Origin of the sequence: Runella limosa DSM 17973, from assembly GCF_000482465.1 — a bacterium.
Lineage (GTDB): Bacteria > Bacteroidota > Bacteroidia > Cytophagales > Spirosomataceae > Runella > Runella limosa.
The window spans coordinates 250,514-270,935 of sequence record NZ_KI519428.1 but is presented as its reverse complement, the minus strand read 5'-3'; the positions used below and the strand labels follow the sequence as shown (position 1 = coordinate 270,935).

Genomic DNA, 20,422 nt, shown 5'->3' with positions numbered 1-20,422 from the left:
TAAATTAAACTTGCAAAGTCTTGGTTATTCTAGGGCAGGTTTGAGCTCATCGACGGTAACGGTACCTCCTGCGTGGGTAAATTTTAGTTTTTTTCCAGTCCCATCCTGTGCTTGCTGAACTCCCCAAAGGGTCAAGCCTTCGGTACTGTAACGGGCTATTTTGTCTTCTTCTTCAATCTGCAACACATTTTGAGGGGCATAATAGGCATATTTTGTCTCGTTTTGACTACCACTGAACGTCGCAGGAATGGTTTTAATGGGAGCCGCCACTGTGGCATCTTTCTTTTCTGTTTCCTCGGGTTGCGTAGCTTGATGCTCGCGCACAAACGAAGCAAGTTCCGCACACAAAGCGGCTACTTTGGCTTTCAGCCCATCGTTAAACATGTCGCCAATCATCACCATTCCTGATTGCCACTGCCCCATTCCTCCCAATTCGGCACTGTTGAATTGCACTTGAAAACCACTTGTGGTTTGTAATCCTTCCAGTAACGTCCGTACAGTTGCTTCGGTTATCTGGTATTTGGCGGCGATATCGTGAATTTTTGACATGGCAGTATCTGATTTTTGGTTAATTATATCGTATGAATACTAGTAAAAAACCATACCAATCCTATTTATAACTGCTTCAACAACTCCCAATCTTCGATTGCTTTTAGGTATAAGAAATCAAGCAAAATACCATTGACGTTATTGATGAGTCGGTGCCCTTCCAAAAATGGCAAAACACAAGTTACAATTCGCTCATGTTCAGAGGCTTCGCCCATAAATCGCTGATCGTACGACATAATTTTTTCTTTGGGAAGCTCAATCTCACAATAAAAATAGTACATCGCTTCATCGCTTGTACCTGTAGAAGGATACGCAGGAGCATCCATGAGCCTAACCAACTGACTTTGTGAGACTTCAATCCCTGTTTCTTCCCATACCTCTTTGGCAGCTACTTTGTAGGCGTCCGATTCGCTGTCGAGCATTCCTGCGGGATGTTCGTAGGTAAGCGACCCGTCACAGATACGACGTTGACGTACCAAAAGCAAATATTTTTCCTTCGTTCGCTCATCAATCAAACATACCAAAACGCAAAGCACCTCTCCTTTTAAAAAACAAATAGGGGGAATTTTATCACCTTCAGGCGTAGTGGCATCGAGCATGAGTAGTGAAAACAATGCCTCACCTTTATGGTTGTGGCGGGTAAATTTTTCATCAATTTGATGAATATTGAGGCCATTTTTCAACAATCGACCTTTCCAAAGATTAAATTTGTGGGAGTCAAATACGTTTTCTTTCATCCGAAGCAAAATTTAGCCACAAAGTACGACAATATCACTCATTCTCACATAGTCTCATTTGTTCATTTTACATGGAACTTTCTATCTCGACTCCCGCTATTTTATTTTCAACGGTCTCGTTGATGATGATTGCTTTTACGAATCGCTATTTGGCGATTGCGAGCTTAATTCGTGAGCTTCACGATAAATTTCGACAAAATCCCGACAAAAATTACGTGGATCAAATCAAGCACCTTCACCGTCGCGTGCATATTATTCGCAACATTCAGTTTATCATTGTCACCAGCCTGTTGCTAAGTGCGGTTTCGATGTTGGCCATTTATTTGCATTACCAACCCTTTGCCCAAGCCCTGTTTTTTGTGGCTCTTTTGATGCAGATTGTCGCCCTTATGCTGTCTATTTGGGAAATTACGATTTCGATTCACGCCCTCAAAATTGAATTGAGTGACATGGAAGCCCAACTCGGAAAGCGGTTCGATTTATTTGGTCGCTCGCGAGCTAAAGAATAATTTTTCAGCTTCCGTGCAACCAAGCTGTGCTTTTTGGCATCTTATATCAAAAGCCATTTTAACACTAAAAAGCACACAACCATGAAACGCCTTTCCATTTTTGTTTTCGCCTTTTGCGTATCTCTCGTCAGTTTTGCACAAAAAGAAGTTTCAGCCAAAAGCATTTTTGAGGCTATTGACAAAAAACAACAAATCCAATACGACGGCGTCGTAGTTGTAGGAACACTGGATTTAACCGAATTATCCAACAAAAAACGCAAGAATAACAAAGCGTCTTGGGACGAATACAAAAGTACAGTCGAAGTACCCGTTGTATTCAGAAATTGTACTTTCAAAGGAGATGTCATTGCGTATAAAAACCTCTCAAAAGACGGCAAGCGTAAAAGTATCGCTGGTTTCAACATCGAGATGGGCGAAATGAGTACAACCTATTCCACTGATTTTACCGAAAACGTGGTGTTTGAAAACTGTACTTTTGAAGGAGATTCTGAGTTTAAGTATTCAAATTTTGCGCGGGTTGCCAACTTTTCGGGTACGAAATTTAGCCAGCAAGCCAATTTCAAATACGCGCATTTTAAAGGAGAGGCGTCATTTTCGGGCAATCAGTTTAGCGAATATGCCAACTTTAAGTATGCGGATTTTGACGACCAAGTATATTTCAAAAATGCTCGCTTCCGCGACTACGCCGACTTCAAATACGCTCATTTCCACGACGGCGTATCCTTCAAAAGCGGCCGTTTCCAACGTCATGCCGACTTCAAATATACGAACTTCTCAAATGACACTGACTTCCAAAGTACCGACTTTGAAGGCTCTACCGATTTTAAATATTCCAATGGCAAACGCTACGTAAGCCGTTAGGAGACGAACATAAAGCGACAAAAAAGGGAGGTTCGACGCCTCCTTTTTTGTTTTGGTAGGTTTTAGACCCAAAGCAGGGCGATTTGATTTAACTTGCAACAAATCAAACAACTAAAACCCATGAAAAAAGCGCTATTCTTTGTCGGATGCTTGGTCGGTTTTTCGGCCTTTGCTCAAGACAATGCGGGGTATCAGCTGCCTCCCAAAAACCTAGCTGATTTGGTCACGGCCCCTCCTACTCCTTCCGTGAGTGTTGATAGCAAAGGGCAGTGGATGCTGGTCTCGGAGCGAAACACCTCCACAACCACCATCGCAGAACTTTCACAGCCCGAACTTCGATTGGCAGGTTTACGCATCAACCCCGCCACCAGCGGCCCTAGTCGCGCCGTGTTTATCAACAACCTCAAGCTCCGCCGCGTAGCTGCCAATGCCACCGACGTGCAGGTGACTGGTTTACCCACCAACCCACAACTGTCAACCGTACAGTGGTCGCCCGACGAAACCAAGGTAGCTTTTACCAACACCACCGACTCTAAAATTGAGCTTTACGTTTTAGACATCAACAGTGCTGCCGCTCGCAAAGTAAGCGACATTGCCCTCAACGCCGTTTTGGGAGTTCCTTATCAATGGTTGTCTGATAGCAAATCGTTTATCATTCGCGGGATTCCTGCCAGCCGTGGGGCTGCGCCCGAAATCAGCCGCATTCCGACGGGGCCTACGATTCAAGAAAACCTTGGAACGAAAGCCCAAGCCGCTACTTTCCAAGATTTGCTCAAAAACCCTTCGGATGAAAAACAATTTGAATATTACGCCACTTCACAAGCCATGAAGCTGGGACTCGACGGAAGCCTACAACCGATTGGGAACGTTGGGGTAATCGCGACCTCTTCGCCTTCGCCAGATGGTAAGTATGTTTTGTTAGAAACCATTCATCGTCCGTTTTCGTATTTGGTGACGGTCAATCGTTTTCCTTCAAAAGTTGATATTTACGAAACCACTGGGACGTTTGTAAAAACACAAATTGACATTCCTTTGCTCGAAAACGTGCCTTGGGGGCCTGATGCAGCGCCTTCGGGACAGCGTGGACACAACTGGAGAAACGATGCTGCCGCAACACTGTACTGGGTAGAGGCCCGCGACGGTGGCGACCCTAAAAAGAAAATCGCTATCCGTGATGTAGTTTTGACTTCAGACGCTCCATTCACGGGCGAGCCTAAAGAAATTTATGCGGCGGCGTTCCGTTTTGGCGGCGTAACCTGGGGCAATGACCAAACGGCCCTTTTCTCAGAACGCTGGTATGCCACCCGTAAAACCATAACCAAATTGGTGAATCCAAGCAGTCCTGCCAACCCTGTTGTGTTGTTCGACCGTTCGTCAGAAGACCGTTATAACAATCCTGGTTCGCCCGAATTAAAGAAAAACCAATACGGAGAGTACGTACTTGACATTACCCCAACGGGCGACATTTACCTCACAGGCCAAGGTGCTTCGCCCGAAGGAGATCGTCCTTTTGTTGACTTATTTAACTTAGCTACTAAGCAAACCAAACGTCTTTGGCGTTCGGAAGCCCCTTATTTTGAGCGTCCAATCAGCATTTTAAACGCTGAAAAAGGGCTGATTCTAACCTCACGTGAATCACAAGAAGAACAACCTAACTATTTCATCCGTAACCTAAATCCTGCACAAAAAAAAGGTAAAAAGCCTGCCGAACCCGCGCTAACGCAAGTGACGTTTTTCCCGCATCCTTATCCGCAATGGAAAGGTATTCAGAAACAACAACTTCGCTACAAACGCTCCGATGGCGTGGATTTGACCGCAACTTTGCTTTTGCCTCCAGGCTACAAAAAAGAAGACGGGCCATTGCCTACGTTTTTGTGGGCATACCCTGCCGAATTTAAAAGCGCTGCTGCCGCAGGGCAAGTGAGTGGTTCGCCGTATCAGTTTAACCGTATCAGCTATTGGACAGGTGCCGCTTTTGCCACGATGGGCTATGCCGTACTTGAAAATGCTTCCATTCCAATCGTGGGTGAAGGCGACAAAGAACCAAACGATACCTACGTAGAACAACTGGTGGCCAGTGCCAAAGCTGCCATCGACGAAGGCGTACGCTTAGGAGTAGTTGACGCCAACCGCGTCGGTGTAGGTGGCCACTCGTATGGCGCCTTTATGACCGCTAACTTACTCTCTAACAACAACTTATTTAAAGCAGGCATCGCGCGTTCGGGTGCTTACAACCGTACGCTTACTCCGTTTGGTTTCCAAAACGAACAACGTACTTACTGGCAAGCCCCCGATGTTTACAACAAAATGTCGCCATTTATGAATGCTGACAAAATGAAGACGCCGTTGTTGCTCATTCACGGCGAAGCTGACAACAACACGGGGACATTCCCCATTCAGTCGGAACGTTATTATAATGCGCTGAAAGGAATGGGCGCTACGACCAAATTGGTCTTTTTACCTTACGAAAGTCACGGTTATACGGCCAAAGAATCGCTATTGCACATGCTTCATGAAATGGGCGGCTGGCTAGATAAGTATGTAAAAAATGCCTCTGCGATCAATACAAATACCAAAACGGGTAAAATGTCAGGAGAAAAATAGCCCAATACTATCACTTTATTGAAAACCTAACCCTAGTTCGCAAGGACTAGGGTTTTTCTTTGGTACATTTGACTCCGAAATCATAAACTCACATACTTAATGAAAACGTTACTTATTTACACGCTTGTTTTGGTTGGTTTACTACTTACCACCACTGAATTTGCCCTTGCGCAACGATGGGAGCAAATTGGGAAGAAAGGGGATTGGGAAAACACCCTTGATGTCGTTGCGATGAATGGTTTTTTGTACAGCATCGAGAAAAATGGAACCCTTTTTAGAACCGATAAAAACGGCAACTATGAGCAAATCGGGGCAAAAGGTGAATTTGACAATGCTAATTTCTTGGTTGCCATGGACGGCGAAATTTGGACGGTTGAAGACGGTGACTTGTACCGCACCAATCCACGCGCCAGTACGTGGCAACGAGTTGGGAAACAGGGCGATTGGAAAGAAACAGCAGGCATGGTTTCTCTCAACGGAAAGCTATACAGCATTGAAACCAATGGAACGCTTTACGAAACCAACAAAGATGGCACTTGGACGCAAATCGGAGCCAATGGCGAGTTTGGCGAAGCCGAAATGTTAGAATCAATGGACAATCATTTGTGGACAGTCGAAAAAGGAACACTCTATAAAACCAATATACGATTGCTAAGATGGCAACAAGTGGGAAAAGTCGGGGACTGGGCAAATACCGTTGCGATGGTGGCTGACGGAGGTTATTTGTGGAGTGTAGAAAAAGATGGAACGCTCTTCAAAACGGATAAAAATGGAGCTTATCAGCAAATTGGCGAAAAAGGTTTACTCAGCGAAGTAACCCTCATTGTAGCCATGGACGGAATGCTGTATGTAGTAGAAAACGGAACGCTTTACCGTACGAGAGGCTAATTAAAGTAATTGACAACGGAAGCCTCAGCGAAAGTCGCTGGGGCTTTTTGTTTGGCAAGAACTATTGTTTTGTATTTGAAAATCGTCCAAGAATGAATTACTTTGCAATAAGCAGTTTAGAAAGATGAACTTTGACGCATTTGGCAATTTATTCCCTTACGAAATCATTCACATTGATAGAGCTCGTTTTGAGAAAATATTCGTTGATAATTTCTCCATATCCACTTCACGGAGACCTATTTTCAATAATTATCTAGCATTTATAGACGTTTTAAAAAACAACCTACAAACACCTTTTTATCAATGGATTGATGGAAGCTTTGTAACCTCAAAGCAAAATCCAAATGATATACTTTAGGGTGGCTACATTTATTCTCAAAAACACGTGTTCAAAGAGACGGCAGGAAGTATGAGAAAGGAATTATTCAAATAAATTTCGATGACTAATCATGGAAACTCCCATTTCACAAATCGAGTATTTAAAAGAAGATATTTTTGATGTTCTTGACCTTATAGACCGAGCTAATCGTTCTATTGAACGGCATCAATCATTGAACCCATTGGACGTGTTGGCTATCGAAGGCTTTAAACGGGTTCGTGAACAACATGCGTCTAGATTAGATCAGTTAATGGCTCAATTTGGTCTTCATCTTGCAAAAACAAGTGATGATGCAGGCGAATATCACTATGCCATGGCATCTTAAATACCATTGTTAAAACTATTTTAATTATTTTACATGACTGCACTAGAAATCGTTCAACAGTATTACACCTACTTTAATCAAAAAAACTGGCAAGGCATGTTAGACTTGCTCCATCCCCAAGTTCGGCACGAGCCTAATCAAGGAGAAGTCCGCATCGGAAATGACAAATTCACTGAGTTTATGCAGAAAATGGACGATGCCTACGACGAAACTTTGACTGACATGGTCTTCTTTTCATCATCAGACGAAACCCGAATTGCGGCCGAATTTGTCGTAAATGGGACCTATAAGCAAGCAGAGGAAGGTCTCCCACCCGCCCACGGCCAAAAATATGTATTGCCCGCAGGTGCATTTTTAGAAGTAAAAGAGGGAAAAATCACGCGCGTTACTACCTACTATAATTTACCACTTTGGATTAAATTAGTGTCTTAACCACCAAAAGACAAAAATGCACACAACACTTTCTTTTGACACCAAACGCGGAGCTGAAATTGCTTCGGTATTTGAAGGACTGGGGAAATTACGAATCACCGTTTTTCGCGATTTTCCCTACCTCTACGAAGGCACCCTCGAACACGAAAAAGAATACCTTCAAACGTATGCCAATTCAGAACGTTCGTTTTTATTTTCGGTATATGACGGCTCCGAAATGGTAGGCGCGACCACCTGCATTCCATTGGCCGACGAAACTCCCGAAGTACGCCTTCCTTTTGAAGAAGCAGGATTTGACATTCATTCCATTTTTTATTTTGGAGAAAGTATTCTCTTACCTGCATACCGTGGAATAGGACTAGGCCACCGTTTTTTTGACGAACGTGAAGCCCACGCGCGTAGTTTTGGTACGTTCACCACTACTTGTTTTTGCGCTGTAGTTCGCGATAACCACCCCGCCCAGCCCCAAGATTACCGTCCAAACGACGCTTTTTGGACAAAACGAGGCTACGAAAAAGAGCCATCGTTGCAAAGCTCCTTTGAATGGCTCGACCTCGGAGACACTGTGCCTACCGTAAAACCAATGATTTATTGGATACATCGCTTATAAAATTGCTTTTTCATCAATGTCCCTCACCCTTGCCACCGCCCAATACCCCATCACCGAACATAAAAATTGGGACGAATGGGTGCTTCATACCGAGAAATGGGTAGCCCAAGCCGCCCAACAAAAAACCCAATTGCTTCTTTTTCCTGAATACGGTTCGATGGAATTAGTAAGCATCCTTTCGCCCGAAATCCGTCAGGACATTCGCCAACAAGTGATTGAATTAAGTGCCTTGCAAGGAGATTTTTGCCAAGTTTTTGAGGAGTTAGCCCGTAAATACCACGTTTGTATTGTTGCTCCAAGTCTTCCAGTTGTCGAAGATGGCAAGCCTTACAATCGGGCTTTTGTATTTTCGCCAAAGGGGTTAATAGGACATCAAGACAAGTTTTTTATGACGCGTTTTGAAGACGAAGAATGGGGAATCCAATCTGCGCCAAAGGTGCTCACACTTTTTGAAGGAGATTGGGGAAGCTTTGGGGTTCAAATTTGCTACGATGTCGAATTTGGCATTGGCGCCCAACGTCTTTGTTCAGCAGGGGCATCATTAATTCTCGCTCCGAGCTGTACCGAAACCATCCGAGGAGCCACCCGCGTTCACGTAGGTGCGCGTGCAAGGGCCTTGGAAAACCAATCTTACGTAATTGTTTCTCAAACTGTCGGGCTTGCTGAATGGTCGCCAGCGGTGGACATTAATTATGGCTACACGGCCATGTACTGCCCTCCCGATAAAAACCTGCCCGAGGAAGGTATTGTTGCCCAAACGCCTCCACAACAAGCAGGCTGGTTAGTAGAAATGCTCGATTTTTCGCTCATCGAAACCGTCCGCGCAGATGGGCAAGTCTTCAATTACCAAGACCACCAACGCCTTCATAATCAATTCATCAGCGATGACATAACACTCATCAAGCGGTTGATTTAAGTTCTTTTTCTTGCAAAAAAATAAGATTAACACCTAACAACTCAGCCATGATACACATTGCCCATCAACGATTAATCAATCAGAAAATCATTGACAGAGGTTTTCAACAACCCCAAGATGCGGTAGAATTTTTGGGCGCCGTACAAGCACAAGACTATCCCATGTCCAAATGGGCAGTGGGGATTCGTACAAAAAACGCTACTGACAAAATGGTAGAGCAAGCGCTTGATGAAGGCTTGATTTTACGAACCCATATTCTTCGCCCCACTTGGCATCTTGTATCTCACAAAGATATTCGCTGGATGCTCGCCCTGACCGCACCGCATATCCATCAAATTTCGGCGCATTATAACCGAAAAATGGAGTTGAGCAATGATTTATTGAATCTCACAGACGCGTTATTGGCCAAAGCCGTTGAAGGTCACAAACACCTTACCAAGGCCGAATTAATGGCACATTTAGAATTAGCAGGCATCAATACTTCAGAGGGGCGTAGTTCACTCATTTTGATTCATGCCGAACTTAATGGAGTCCTTTGCAGTGGTAAACAAAACGGAAAGAATAACACCTATGCCCTACTCGAAGAACGGGTAACGCCTACCCCGAGTTATACCCGAGAAGAATCTTTGGGGCTTTTGGCTCGTCGTTATTTCCGTAGCCACGGCCCCGCAACCCTCCACGATTTTGGATGGTGGTCGGGCTTAAAAATCAGCGATGCCAAGGCAGGTCTGGAATCTGTTAAAGGTGAGTTTGTATCTGAAACCATTGAAAATCAAACTTATTGGTTTGTTCCCGACAACCAAACAGCATTACAGCCCTCGACTTTTTTGCTTCCTGCTTTCGACGAATTTATGGTAAGTTACAAAAACCGAGCAGCCTCCCTCGATTCTACAAACGTTTCGGCGGCCATCACCGCCAATGGAATTTTTAAACCCATTATTGTCGTTGATGGACAAGTCAAAGGGCTTTGGAGCAGAACCGTCCAAAAAGAAAAAGTAAGCATTCAAACTCATTTTTTTTCTGATACAATAACCGACCCTCTTCTAACCAAAGCCGCCAAGGAATTTGCGTCCTTTTTAGGAAAAGAAATGACGTAAGCCTATTTATCCCTTCTAATTTCCTCTCATTCATCACACATGCAAGCACCCCAAACAACAACTTTTACATCTTACCAAAAAATTGTTATCGCCCTCTTAGCACTCACTCAATTTACGGTAGTTTTAGACTTTATGGTCATGTCTCCGCTGGGAGACTCCTTGATGAAGTCCATGAAAATATCTCCAACACAATTTGGATTTGTCGTTTCGAGTTACGCCTTTAGTGCGGGAATTTCTGGCTTATTAACAGCAGGTTTTGCTGACAAATTTGACCGTAAAAAGCTCCTTTTATTTTTCTACACGGGTTTTATCATCGGAACACTTTTTTGTGGATTGGCACCTACTTACGAAACCATCGTCGCCGCTCGAATCATTACGGGTTTATTTGGTGGCGTTATTGGCTCGATTAGTATGGCTATTATTACCGATTTATTCTCGCTCCAACAGCGCGGGCGGGTCATGGGTTTTGTCCAAATGGGATTCGGGACAAGTCAGGTTTTGGGAATCCCTATCAGTTTATATTTGGCCAATGGCTGGGGCTGGCAAGCGCCATTTATTATGATTGTCGGTCTGAGTATTATATTGGCCGTTGTCATTCTAAAAATACTTCAGCCTATCACCGCTCACTTGGCCATTCAATCAGAGCGAAATGCCCTGTCTCACTTGTGGCATACCATCGCAAAACGCGACTATCGAATTGGATTTATGGCCACCTCTTTATTAGCGATTGGTGGTTATATGATGATGCCTTTTGGTAGTGTTTATGCCGTCAATAACTTAAAAGTAAGCCAACAACAATTGCCCATTATTTTTATGGTAGCAGGCATTAGTACATTGATTACGATGCCTATGATCGGGCGTTTGAGCGACCGAATAAGCAAGTTTAATTTATTCACCATTGCTTCCGTTTGGATGGTTATTATGGTGCTTATTTATACGCGCTTGCCCGTTATACCGCTCTGGGCTATTATTATTTTCAACGTTTCAATGATGGCTGGGATTATGAGTAGAATGGTACCCGCTACCACCATGACATCGGCAATACCAGACCCACAAGACCGAGGTGCATTTATGAGTGTGAATGCTTCTTTGCAACAAATAGCGGGAGGATTAGCGTCTTTTATTGCGGGTTTAATTGTGGTTCAGCCCACCAATTTTAGCCCGCTTGAACACTACGATACACTCGGAATTGTAACCTCAAGTATTACACTGCTTTGCATAGGAATGATGTATCGGGTCAAATTACTGTTGGATACAGCTAAATAAAAAAGGGAAAGCCACTGTTGCAGTGGCTTTCCCTTTTTTGTACAAAGAAATAATTAGACGGGATTAATCTTCGTCTTCGTCATTTCCTTTTTTGGTACGAGGTTTCTCGTCAACAAGCTTTGCAAAAAAACCAGTTCCGATTCCGTCCAAATCTATTTTTTTAATTGTAAAATGGAATTCAGTTGTTCTGTAAGCCAATCCCAATCTGATAAAAATACCTTTCAACAACAATGAAAAACCACGGCCGATTTTTACAAGCTCGAATGCAGTTGGGTCACTTTCGTCTGAAGGGATAAGATAAAGACCAACAAATCCTTTTTTGTTTTGATCTACACCTACTTTAAAACGAGCTGTCAAGGTAGATTCAACGCCCAAAAATTCGAGGGTAGGTAAAGGCAAGCTCAATTTACCATTTGAAGTAATATGTGCTTCTGGAACAAAAACTTCCTCTTTAACTACTCTTGTCTTTTCGACAAAATTATCCTCTTGTGTGAAGAATTTAATTTCTTTCTTTTTCATTGTTATTTTTTAATATATGTTAAGATTACTTTAACCACAAAGGTAAAAAAATAACATTTCAAAGCAATTTTTCTTTAAATTAAAATGGAAAGTCAAAAAAATGACTTTCCATTTTGGAGTTTTTCTAAGAAAGCAATCTTAATCAAACGAGCCATATAATTGGGCTAAAAACTTTTCTCTTGATGCTTCTAAAACAACCTCCATATTTGGTTTAAGCTTGAGAATATTTGTATGATCTACAATGGTTTGTCCACGGGTGAGCCCTTCACCCAAAACTACTTCCACATAGCGTTTTTTTATGTCCGTTGCGACCGTTCTGTCTAGGGCAATAGCCACGGTTATTGGGTCTGGTAAATCAAAGCCCATTTCCCCTGTTATCTCCGATGTAAAACGTGCTTTTGCACCTTGAATATCCACCACAAAATCGGCCAAAGGTTTTTGAATATTCCGTAATTCTTGCGTTGCTTTTTGGTCAAACGCCGCATATTTTATGGAAATATCCCACCCTACCATTGTCATATTCATGCCCGATTGAAACACCATTTGGGCAGCTTCTGGATCCACCCAAATATTATATTCTGACACAGGCGTGATATTTCCATATCCAAAACCAACTCCCCCCATAATCACACACGATTTTATTTTAGAGGCAATTTCTGGTGCTTTTGCCAAGGCCAATGCCATGTTTGTCAACGGACCTAACGTGATGATTTCTATCTCATTAGGAAACTTATTTACTGTATCAATGATGGCATCTACGGCATGTCCTTCCAACGGTTTGCGGCCTTTTAAATCCAACCCAATGTCGCCCATTCCATCGTCTCCGTGAACAAACTGAGCGGTAAATAAAGGACGAATCAAAGGCTTTTCGGCACCCAAATATACCTTCGTTTCATACTGGCATAAATCAACCATATAAAGCGCATTTTGTAGGGCTTTATCGGCTGGCACATTTCCCGCCACAATCGTTATTACTTCTACCTTTACATCAGGCGATTTCATCGCCATCAGCAACGCAACGGCATCGTCCGAGCCTGTGTCTGTATCAATCAACAAATGTCTCATTGGCTATTTCATTAATATACACTAATCTGATTTTTGTTTGTTTTCATTTGCGAGTAAGCTACTATTACAACGCTCACCCAATGGTTTCACTTTCTCCAACTTGCTGGCGCCACATGGCGTAATAAAGCCCTTTTTGAGCCAACAAATCGTCGTGATTTCCTGCTTCTACCATTTTCCCTTTTTCAAGCACAAAAATTCGGTCAGCGTGCATAATTGTGCTCAAACGGTGGGCAATAAGAACGGTAATATGCTGTTCATTATTCGACAAATCACGAATTGTTTGCGTGATTTCTTCTTCGGTCAAAGAATCTAAAGCTGACGTAGCTTCATCAAAAATCAACAAATTGGGGTTTCTTAACAACGCCCGCGCAATGGATAAACGTTGCTTTTCTCCGCCCGACACTTTCATTCCTCCTTCTCCAATCACGGTGTCTAAGCCATTATCAGCACGGTTTAAAAGCGAATAAGCTGCTGCTTTTTTCAACACATCTAAACAATCGGCATCGGTAGCAGATGGCTTCACAAATTGAAGATTTTCGCGGATTGTACCTGAAAACAACTGGGCATCTTGTGCCACAAACCCAATTTGTTCTCGAAGCTCATCTTTGTCAATTTCTCGGCTATCTATTCCGTTGTATTTAATATGTCCTTGCTCGGGATCATACAAGCCTACTAAGAGTTTTATGAGCGTAGTTTTACCACTTCCCGAAGGCCCCGCAAAAGCAATTGTTTCTCCTTTTTTAACCTCAAAACTAACATCTTGTAAAGCCGTTCTCGAAGCGGTCAAATGTTTAAATGAAACGCCCCGAAAATCAATTTTTCCAATTTTTGTCAGCGTCGCAGGTTTGGCAGGTTTTGCCTCAATAGGACGGCTCAAAATTTCGCGAAAATTATTTAACGACACCTCTGCCTCTCGGTACAGTTGTATCACATTTCCCAACTCTTGAAGTGGCCCAAAGATAAAAAATGAATACAATAACAGTGAAAAATATTGCCCAATCGTCAGTACTTCTTTAAAGATAAGCCAAAGCATCAGCGCAACAATACAACTTCGCAGAAAATTAATGGTTGTACCTTGAACAAACACAAGCGTCCGTACAAATTTTACTTTACGAAGTTCTAATACCAGAATTTTTTCAGTATTTCCATTCAAACGCTTTACTTCTTGGTCGGTAAGTCCCAAGCTTTTTACCAACTCAATATTTCGTAACGATTCCGTAGTACTTCCCGCCAATGCCGTCGTTTCGGCTACAATTTTGGTTTGAATTTTCTTGATGCGTTTACTTAGCACTGAGCTCAACCACGCAATGATCGGAATTGTCAAAAAATAAACGGGGGCAATGGGCCAATACACGCTCAGGGCGTAGAAAATCACAAACGTAATACCAATCACCGATTGAAAAACGACGTTTACGACCGACGTAATCATGCGTTCGGTATCGGTTTTGACTTTTTGCAACACACCCAACGTTTGCCCACTTCTTTGGTCTTCAAACACTTGATAAGGCAAGGCCAGCGAGTGTTTAATCCCATCCGTATAAATCTGCGTACCAACACGCTGGGTAATCACACTAATAAAATAATCTTGAAAGTTTTTGGCAATCCGTGAAACCATTGCGGCCCCAACTGCCATTCCAACATATTTTAAAACACCCCATATATAATCGCTTTCGTTGAAATCCTTGATGTGCGACGCATAACGATCGATGACTAAGCGATAAATGTAGGGATCGAGCAGGGAGAAGATTTGGTTGATAGCGGCCAATGTCAAGGCCACAAAAATAAGTTTCCAATAAGGTCGGAGGTAGCGGTAAAGTATATCCATGGGAGCAAAACACCAACCTAGTCCATTATGTTCCTAAAAACAAAAAGAGGCTGTCCCAAAAGCCTAGTATCACCAAATTATCTTCGGCCTCTGTTCAACCTCACCCCCTAAATCCCCCTCTCCTTTCTGGAGATGGGGACTTTTTAAGCCCTTCTCCAGAAAGGACGGGGCCGCCCGAGCGGAAGGGTTGGGATGAGGTTGAAACCAAAGAATATTTTGTAACCTATTACTTTTGAGACAGCCTCTTTGTATTACTAAACTTTTTATTGCTGAAAATACTGCACCGCACTAACTGCTTCGATGTAGTCAGCGCCTACTTTCATGTGCGCTTGGTGTTCGGGAGAAGCACCGTAAAGAGGTAAGTCCTTCTTATCTCCAAACGTAAAAACATAGACATGCTTTACGTGGGCGGGATCTTTGGTATCGTCCACGACACCCCATTCGTACGACCGAACCATTTTTAATTTAGCTAATCCTTTAAAAGATTTATCAACCACGCCGATTTGCGTGTCAGACGTTCCTGACTTGAACGTCACCGTTACTGCATGTTTATACAGTTTTTCGGATTGCTGGTAAGAGGCAAATCCGTACAGGCCGAGCAGCAGTGCTAAGCTTAATGCAAAAGCAACCACTTGAAAACGAGACGGTTTCATTAGAGTAGAGTAAACCATGGGTTAGAACAAAAGAAAATCAAAACTGCCAACTAATGCTCAACTTGGCATTAAATGGCGTTCCTGGGGTAAAATGGATTTCTTCCACAGGCTCCGTTTCGTTCTGAAGGCGGCTTTCGGTCGCAAATTGGGTTTCTTTCCATTGGGTATTGAACATATTTTGCACCGATAAACCTACTGAAAAACGATTTTTGGAATAATTCACCAAGGCATCCGTCACAAAGTAGCCCTTGGCCACAATGCTATTGTCCTCATTTGCAGGTCGGTTGCCTATATAACGATAACGTAAACTGCCACTAAAACCTTGTTCTGTTTTTAAAGTTAATCCACCTACGCTCGTAAAATTAACGGCCAAAGGCAGATAATTCTGGCCTTCGGCTTCGCCTACGGCGCGTGGTTTGGCCCAGTTGGCATCCAAATCAAAGAACAATTTTTTCGATAATTGATAGCGCATAGACACGTCCACGCCTTTGCGCACCGACTTGCCCGAAGGCTCCACTACACCCGCATCACCGACATAAACAAATTCTTGGTTGAGCCACAAGTACCAGTATGAGGCGTTAAGGAGCATGCGCGGGAATGGCTTCCAAATCGCCCCTAAATCAGAACCGTAAGCGGCTGGCAAAACCTCTAAGCCGTTTTGAGCCACCACCGCGCGGGTATCGTTGGAATGAAAACCTTTGCCGAGGTTTACGTACAACTGCACATTGGGGTTGTAGGTATAATATACGTTCAATTTGGGCGAAACGATGGCCGCGTTGGCTTTAAATTTCGTATTATTTTGGAGTTTGTCGAGGTATTGGTTGTTAAAATAATCAAAACGAACCCCCGCCGTCGCCGACAAACGTGGGCTTAATTGGATGGTTTCGTCCACATACACGCCCACATTGGCTTCGTTGACATCGCCTAATTTGATGGCTTCCAATAGTTGGGTGCGGTCTTTGGTCCGCGACAATTCCGAACCGTTGGTAAGGTCGTGGCGGTAATTAAGGCCCGCATTAAAGGTGGCTTGCTTGTCGCCAATGACGTGACCTATTGAATAATTGGAGTTATAACCCCACAAATTTCTACCTTCTTTTTGGCGAATTTGATCACCATTTACGGGGTCAACCAAGAAGAAGGTGAAGTTAGAATAAAGTTCAAAATTGTAGTTCGAGTAAAAGAATTGGTTCTTCCAAACGTGGTTGCGCTTGGTCAATGTCACCAATTCCGCGTTGACGTTGGTACGGCTGGTCTCGCCACCTTCGTTGGGGTCAATTGCCCCATAAAAACCAATCGAGCCATCGGCTACTGAGCGGTCAGGGATTTGCCCCGAAGCATTCCACTTGCTCCAAAAAGTCGAAGCCGTCAGCGTCAGGTTGGTATTTTGGGTTAAATGCCCGTGGTATTTTCCCAACAAATTGATTCGGTTGAAATTCTGAGGAGCTTCAAAATACGCATCCGAGTAGTTGTATTCACCCGCAAGATAGACATTGTGCTGGTTTGTTTTCAGCACATTAACCCCCGACACCAACCGATAGGTGTTAAACTGCCCTACTTCGGCTTTGGCAAAACTGCGTTCTAAAGTCGTTTTGGTACGAAAATTGGCCCAGCCCGCCGTAGCAAAATTTCCTTTGTCGGTATCGTATAGACCCTTTTTGAAATCCACCCCTTCAATCAATTCTGGAATAATAAAGTGCGCATCGGCATACCCTTGGCCGTGCGCGTGCGACACCATGTTGATAGGTACACCGTCCACCGTCAGACGAATATCAGTTCCGTGGTCAATGTCAAAGCCACGCAAGAAAATTTGTTCGGCTTTGCCTCCGCCCGCGTGTTGACCAATGACCAGCCCGGGCACAATCCGAAGCACTTCTTGGGAATTATTGATGGGGCGCGTTTTAATGTCAAGGCTAGAAATCACTTGTTGGTGCTGCGGATTGGAGGCCGACACTTTTACTTCACTCAGTTGGACTTGCGATTCGGACAGTCCAAATTCCAAGTTTACACTCTCATCTTCTTTTACTATTACTAGCTGATTTTGAGCAGAATAACCCACAAATGACACCTCAATTCGGTACGTATTGGGTTCTAAATTATTGATTTGAAAAAAGCCCGTCGCGTCAGTCGTTGCTCCTTTTTTAGAATCTGCCACCACGACGGTAGCTCCTACAATGGGTTGTTTGGTCGATTTATCGATAACCCTCCCGACCACGCTTCCAAGGTGGGCGAAAGCGACATAAATACTTAAATGAAGAACAAGTAGTGTGGAAATAAATTTTTTCATGAATTTGAAATAGCGTTTGTAAATAAGTTCGGCAAAGTTAGCGACTGAAGATGTTACTTTTTATAACTAGCATTGTTTTTAGAAAATATTTTCTAAAAACAATGCTAGTTATGACCCGATTTTACAAACGAGCCAACCATTCAGTCACAAAATTGGGACTTTCCTGTATTCGTTCTACCATCCAGGCAAATGCCAAAATCATCATCATAACTGCTCCTACAGTACGTATAAGGCCGTAAGAGGAGGTTTTGGCCAATAAAAACAACAAGGGAAATGCCACCACAATTAGGGCTAGTTGCATCAATTCAATGCCTATATTGAACCCTAAAATGCTCAGTACCATTTGAGTAGTTGATAAATCAAGATTAGTGAGTGTTTCGGCAAACGCTAACCCATGAACCAAGCCAAACAAACCCGCAATGATGACTTCACGTTTAGGATAAATGGGCTTCAACGCATGAAACGCCGACACCAAAATTGTGATGGCAATAAGTACTTCAATAGGTTTAGCAGGAAAATGTAACCATTGAAGTGACCCAATGAGTAAAGTCAGCGAGTGCCCAACGGTAAACGCCGTGACAATTTTCAGAAGATTCAATAAGCTGGCTTTCAACTCCATACGTTTGTGCCAACGACCCTCCGAAGCAACCAGCATGGCAGGAAAAAGAAGCGTCAAAACAAACAAAAGGTGGTCGGTGCCTTCGGCGATGTGGTCAATGCCCAAATGCACCATGTTGGTAAATCCTTTCCAGCGGCTTCCTTCTGCTAAACTCACCAAAAACGGATTCAATTTGTTATTGACTACATCCCACTCAATGACCCCAATCTGTTGGGTAAGGGTATCTTCCCGTACCAACCCCTGCGCCCAATCTTGCTTGACGTGAATCAGGGCTTTGTGGCTCGCCACTTGGTGCAGAATGACGTCATAATCAAAGAAAAAGTTGCGCAGGTCGTAGCCAAACGGAGGCACCATGTCAAACTGAACGACCAATTCTTTGTAAGTACCAACAATGGGGTCGGTGCTTTCCAATAGCTGCATTGAGCCAATCGTAACCGTCCAGGGCATTCCCTCAAAACTCTTGGGACGTATATGTTTTACTAAATACCTCCGAAGCGAGTCCCCTAAACGCGCTACTAGGCGTTCTAAATGATCGTTGACACGCATTCCAATCGCCGATTGAAGCTCGCTTAAAGGCAACAAAACCTCACCTGAAATGTGCTTTTCGTGAATGTTCAAGACGACCATAGAGCTGGGCATGGGATGGGCAAAGAGATAGCCCCCTTGCCCCCATTGAGAGAACAAAAATACTAACACCAAAAGCCCCCTGACCCCCAATGGGGGCATTTTTTTACGAAGCTGCGAAATTGCACTCCTCCCCCATTGGGGGTTGGGGGGCTGGGCTTTAGTTACCGCCATAATCTGATTTTCTATCTCTCCAAACTGAGTGAGGGTGAACACCGTTTTTGATGATAATTCCTCCTTGCATCGACCATTCAATCCATACACTTGGGCCATCAATCAACAAATAATCACCTTGCGCCGCCATGGTTGTACCTCCGTAGTAAGAAACGTAGGTTTCGTCTAACTCGGATTTGTATTTGGCCAATACTGCCGCAGCCGCTTTATCATCCAAATCATCGACATAAGTTTTAATCGCAGCCAACAATAAGTCTTTCTGAGCAGTGGTCAAGTTTCCAGCCTTTACCCCCGTTTTAGTAGTTGGAAAACTACCATCTTTTTGAGGGCCAACAATCAAATCATTTTGCGCCGCCGAACGCTTGGCCGTAGCTAGTTCTGTGGTACTCAAGCTTTTCATAAAATTAGCAAATGCCGCTGTTTCTTGTACCATAGGTTGTATAGTTTTCCCTGTATTGGTCGATGTCCAAGTTGGGTACGGTTCTGTTGAGCGGAACGACGGCGTGCCGCCTGTCATTTTGCCTCCACTGTAGGTATAAATGATGGTTCCGTGGTGGCCTCCAATTTGCAAACACCACAAGCCCGTTGTACTTGGCGTTCCTAAAAACCCGATGTAGTAATTACCCGAACCATAACCACTATCGCCTCCGTTGGCTCTTAGGTAATCATCAGCATCAATAATCCCTGCATATTCTTCACTTCCTTCGTTGGCACCTGTTCCCGTCGCTACTTTTAACAAGTTATAAAAAGCAGTCCATTGCGCAGTTGAAAACATACTTGACACCAACCCAACGCGTCCTTTGTACAAAGATTGGGGCAAATTACTCCAAAGTTTGGCCTGCGCGACGGTGTAAGTATATTGTGCCGAGGCCACCTGCGAAGAAGTCAAAGTAGTTTTAAACGCCTCGGCGGCAGCCACAATCGCCGCAATATCGGTATCCATTGACCAAACCGTACCTGTACCCGACGACGAACTTGCGGCAGATACCGTAAGCGACAACGTACACGATTGGCCACCTAATGAAATGGCAAAAGCAGCCGTCCCGCTGGCTGAGGGAGTCCCTGAAATGGCATAGGTCACTGAACCTGTTCCCGACACCAACGTACCTGCTGCTAACGTAGCGGTCAAGCCCGTAACGCCCGTAGAGGCAATTCCCGAACCTGCCGAATACCCCACTCCATTGCCTCCCGTATAGGGCACGGTGGCCGTTCCCGTAAAAGCAGCATTGGCTTGTGGCGTTCCTGAAAAAGTCACCGAAGCACAGGTAAGGGCCGTAACAGTCGCCGCTGAAGTCGTAGGTGTTGGGTCATCGGTTGACTTATTGCAGGCAATCAACAGTACAATCATGCTTACAGATACACTTGCGAGAAAATGATTGATTTTCATACTAACTTATTGAATTTGGTTTCAATTGGTTAGACGCAAGTTTTGAAATCTATGTTGAAAAAAATGGTTGGTTTGGAAGTGAAAAGGAAAAAAATGTAG

Annotated in this window: 20 protein-coding genes; 11 read left to right on the top strand and 9 right to left on the bottom strand. The window is 43.8% G+C overall.

Annotated elements, in window-relative coordinates; genetic code table 11:
- Window positions 1-24: 24 nt before the first annotated feature.
- Window positions 25-549, bottom strand: a complete 525-nt coding sequence (locus tag K339_RS37790; protein ID WP_051398315.1) for a hypothetical protein — start codon at window positions 547-549, stop codon at window positions 25-27.
- Between the two features lie 65 nt (window positions 550-614).
- Complete coding sequence (locus K339_RS0128620) at window positions 615-1,286, bottom strand: NUDIX hydrolase (protein WP_028526672.1); 672 nt, start codon at window positions 1,284-1,286, stop codon at window positions 615-617.
- A gap of 71 nt (window positions 1,287-1,357) precedes the next feature.
- Here K339_RS0128620 and K339_RS0128615 point away from each other — a divergent pair, with 71 nt between their 5' ends.
- The 11 genes from K339_RS0128615 to K339_RS0128565 all read left to right on the top strand — a co-directional run bounded on the left by K339_RS0128615 (window position 1,358) and on the right by K339_RS0128565 (window position 11,173).
- A complete protein-coding gene (locus K339_RS0128615; RefSeq protein WP_028526671.1) occupies window positions 1,358-1,795 on the top strand; it encodes a DUF2721 domain-containing protein in 438 nt (145 codons plus the stop codon).
- Between the two features lie 81 nt (window positions 1,796-1,876).
- A complete protein-coding gene (locus tag K339_RS0128610) occupies window positions 1,877-2,656 on the top strand; it encodes a pentapeptide repeat-containing protein (RefSeq protein ID WP_028526670.1) in 780 nt (259 codons plus the stop codon).
- Window positions 2,657-2,776: 120 nt separating this feature from the next.
- Window positions 2,777-5,260 (top strand): S9 family peptidase, encoded by a 2,484-nt coding sequence (locus K339_RS0128605; protein WP_028526669.1) that lies wholly within the window; start codon window positions 2,777-2,779, stop codon window positions 5,258-5,260.
- A gap of 99 nt (window positions 5,261-5,359) precedes the next feature.
- Complete coding sequence (locus K339_RS0128600) at window positions 5,360-6,148, top strand: DUF6242 domain-containing protein (RefSeq protein ID WP_028526668.1); 789 nt, start codon at window positions 5,360-5,362, stop codon at window positions 6,146-6,148.
- A 124-nt stretch (window positions 6,149-6,272) separates the two neighbouring features.
- A complete protein-coding gene (locus K339_RS38145; protein ID WP_028526667.1) occupies window positions 6,273-6,506 on the top strand; it encodes a DUF6932 family protein in 234 nt (77 codons plus the stop codon).
- Between the two features lie 91 nt (window positions 6,507-6,597).
- Entirely contained in the window at window positions 6,598-6,852 is a 255-nt protein-coding gene (locus K339_RS0128590) for a hypothetical protein (protein WP_028526666.1), read from the top strand.
- A 33-nt stretch (window positions 6,853-6,885) separates the two neighbouring features.
- Window positions 6,886-7,284, top strand: a complete 399-nt coding sequence (locus K339_RS0128585) for a nuclear transport factor 2 family protein (protein WP_028526665.1) — start codon at window positions 6,886-6,888, stop codon at window positions 7,282-7,284.
- Window positions 7,285-7,300: 16 nt separating this feature from the next.
- A complete protein-coding gene (locus K339_RS0128580; RefSeq protein ID WP_028526664.1) occupies window positions 7,301-7,894 on the top strand; it encodes a GNAT family N-acetyltransferase in 594 nt (197 codons plus the stop codon).
- A 16-nt stretch (window positions 7,895-7,910) separates the two neighbouring features.
- Window positions 7,911-8,810 (top strand): carbon-nitrogen hydrolase family protein, encoded by a 900-nt coding sequence (locus K339_RS0128575; RefSeq protein ID WP_028526663.1) that lies wholly within the window; start codon window positions 7,911-7,913, stop codon window positions 8,808-8,810.
- A 47-nt stretch (window positions 8,811-8,857) separates the two neighbouring features.
- Window positions 8,858-9,907 (top strand): winged helix DNA-binding domain-containing protein, encoded by a 1,050-nt coding sequence (locus tag K339_RS0128570; protein ID WP_037302111.1) that lies wholly within the window; start codon window positions 8,858-8,860, stop codon window positions 9,905-9,907.
- Between the two features lie 39 nt (window positions 9,908-9,946).
- Entirely contained in the window at window positions 9,947-11,173 is a 1,227-nt protein-coding gene (locus K339_RS0128565) for an MFS transporter (RefSeq protein ID WP_028526661.1), read from the top strand.
- Between the two features lie 63 nt (window positions 11,174-11,236).
- On the opposite strand, the gene K339_RS0128560 is transcribed toward K339_RS0128565, so the two are convergent.
- The 7 genes from K339_RS0128560 to K339_RS0128530 all read right to left on the bottom strand — a co-directional run bounded on the left by K339_RS0128560 (window position 11,237) and on the right by K339_RS0128530 (window position 20,323).
- Window positions 11,237-11,692 (bottom strand): hypothetical protein, encoded by a 456-nt coding sequence (locus K339_RS0128560; protein WP_028526660.1) that lies wholly within the window; start codon window positions 11,690-11,692, stop codon window positions 11,237-11,239.
- Window positions 11,693-11,830: 138 nt separating this feature from the next.
- Window positions 11,831-12,757, bottom strand: coding sequence for a nucleoside hydrolase (locus K339_RS0128555; RefSeq protein WP_028526659.1), 927 nt, complete (start codon window positions 12,755-12,757; stop codon window positions 11,831-11,833).
- A gap of 73 nt (window positions 12,758-12,830) precedes the next feature.
- Entirely contained in the window at window positions 12,831-14,582 is a 1,752-nt protein-coding gene (locus tag K339_RS0128550) for an ABC transporter ATP-binding protein (protein WP_028526658.1), read from the bottom strand.
- 263 nt (window positions 14,583-14,845) lie between these two features.
- A complete protein-coding gene (locus K339_RS0128545) occupies window positions 14,846-15,253 on the bottom strand; it encodes a Dabb family protein (protein WP_084332344.1) in 408 nt (135 codons plus the stop codon).
- Between the two features lie 19 nt (window positions 15,254-15,272).
- Window positions 15,273-17,519 (bottom strand): TonB-dependent receptor, encoded by a 2,247-nt coding sequence (locus K339_RS0128540; RefSeq protein WP_028526656.1) that lies wholly within the window; start codon window positions 17,517-17,519, stop codon window positions 15,273-15,275.
- A 121-nt stretch (window positions 17,520-17,640) separates the two neighbouring features.
- Window positions 17,641-18,978, bottom strand: a complete 1,338-nt coding sequence (locus K339_RS35130) for a HupE/UreJ family protein (protein WP_229598840.1) — start codon at window positions 18,976-18,978, stop codon at window positions 17,641-17,643.
- The gene (locus tag K339_RS0128530; protein ID WP_028526655.1) at window positions 18,923-20,323 is read right to left on the bottom strand and encodes a DUF3500 domain-containing protein; all 1,401 of its coding nucleotides are present in this window, start codon (window positions 20,321-20,323) and stop codon (window positions 18,923-18,925) included. Before K339_RS0128530 ends, K339_RS35130 begins: the two co-directional genes overlap by 56 nt.
- Window positions 20,324-20,422 lie beyond the last annotated feature (99 nt).

Coding starts and splice junctions, on each gene's coding strand:
- K339_RS37790 (WP_051398315.1), bottom strand. CDS start 549: ATGTCAAAAATTCACGATATCGCCGCCAAATACCAGATAACCGAAGCA.
- K339_RS0128620 (WP_028526672.1), bottom strand. CDS start 1,286: ATGAAAGAAAACGTATTTGACTCCCACAAATTTAATCTTTGGAAAGGT.
- K339_RS0128615 (WP_028526671.1), top strand. CDS start 1,358: ATGGAACTTTCTATCTCGACTCCCGCTATTTTATTTTCAACGGTCTCG.
- K339_RS0128610 (WP_028526670.1), top strand. CDS start 1,877: ATGAAACGCCTTTCCATTTTTGTTTTCGCCTTTTGCGTATCTCTCGTC.
- K339_RS0128605 (WP_028526669.1), top strand. CDS start 2,777: ATGAAAAAAGCGCTATTCTTTGTCGGATGCTTGGTCGGTTTTTCGGCC.
- K339_RS0128600 (WP_028526668.1), top strand. CDS start 5,360: ATGAAAACGTTACTTATTTACACGCTTGTTTTGGTTGGTTTACTACTT.
- K339_RS38145 (WP_028526667.1), top strand. CDS start 6,273: ATGAACTTTGACGCATTTGGCAATTTATTCCCTTACGAAATCATTCAC.
- K339_RS0128590 (WP_028526666.1), top strand. CDS start 6,598: ATGGAAACTCCCATTTCACAAATCGAGTATTTAAAAGAAGATATTTTT.
- K339_RS0128585 (WP_028526665.1), top strand. CDS start 6,886: ATGACTGCACTAGAAATCGTTCAACAGTATTACACCTACTTTAATCAA.
- K339_RS0128580 (WP_028526664.1), top strand. CDS start 7,301: ATGCACACAACACTTTCTTTTGACACCAAACGCGGAGCTGAAATTGCT.
- K339_RS0128575 (WP_028526663.1), top strand. CDS start 7,911: ATGTCCCTCACCCTTGCCACCGCCCAATACCCCATCACCGAACATAAA.
- K339_RS0128570 (WP_037302111.1), top strand. CDS start 8,858: ATGATACACATTGCCCATCAACGATTAATCAATCAGAAAATCATTGAC.
- K339_RS0128565 (WP_028526661.1), top strand. CDS start 9,947: ATGCAAGCACCCCAAACAACAACTTTTACATCTTACCAAAAAATTGTT.
- K339_RS0128560 (WP_028526660.1), bottom strand. CDS start 11,692: ATGAAAAAGAAAGAAATTAAATTCTTCACACAAGAGGATAATTTTGTC.
- K339_RS0128555 (WP_028526659.1), bottom strand. CDS start 12,757: ATGAGACATTTGTTGATTGATACAGACACAGGCTCGGACGATGCCGTT.
- K339_RS0128550 (WP_028526658.1), bottom strand. CDS start 14,582: ATGGATATACTTTACCGCTACCTCCGACCTTATTGGAAACTTATTTTT.
- K339_RS0128545 (WP_084332344.1), bottom strand. CDS start 15,253: ATGGTTTACTCTACTCTAATGAAACCGTCTCGTTTTCAAGTGGTTGCT.
- K339_RS0128540 (WP_028526656.1), bottom strand. CDS start 17,519: ATGAAAAAATTTATTTCCACACTACTTGTTCTTCATTTAAGTATTTAT.
- K339_RS0128530 (WP_028526655.1), bottom strand. CDS start 20,323: ATGAAAATCAATCATTTTCTCGCAAGTGTATCTGTAAGCATGATTGTA.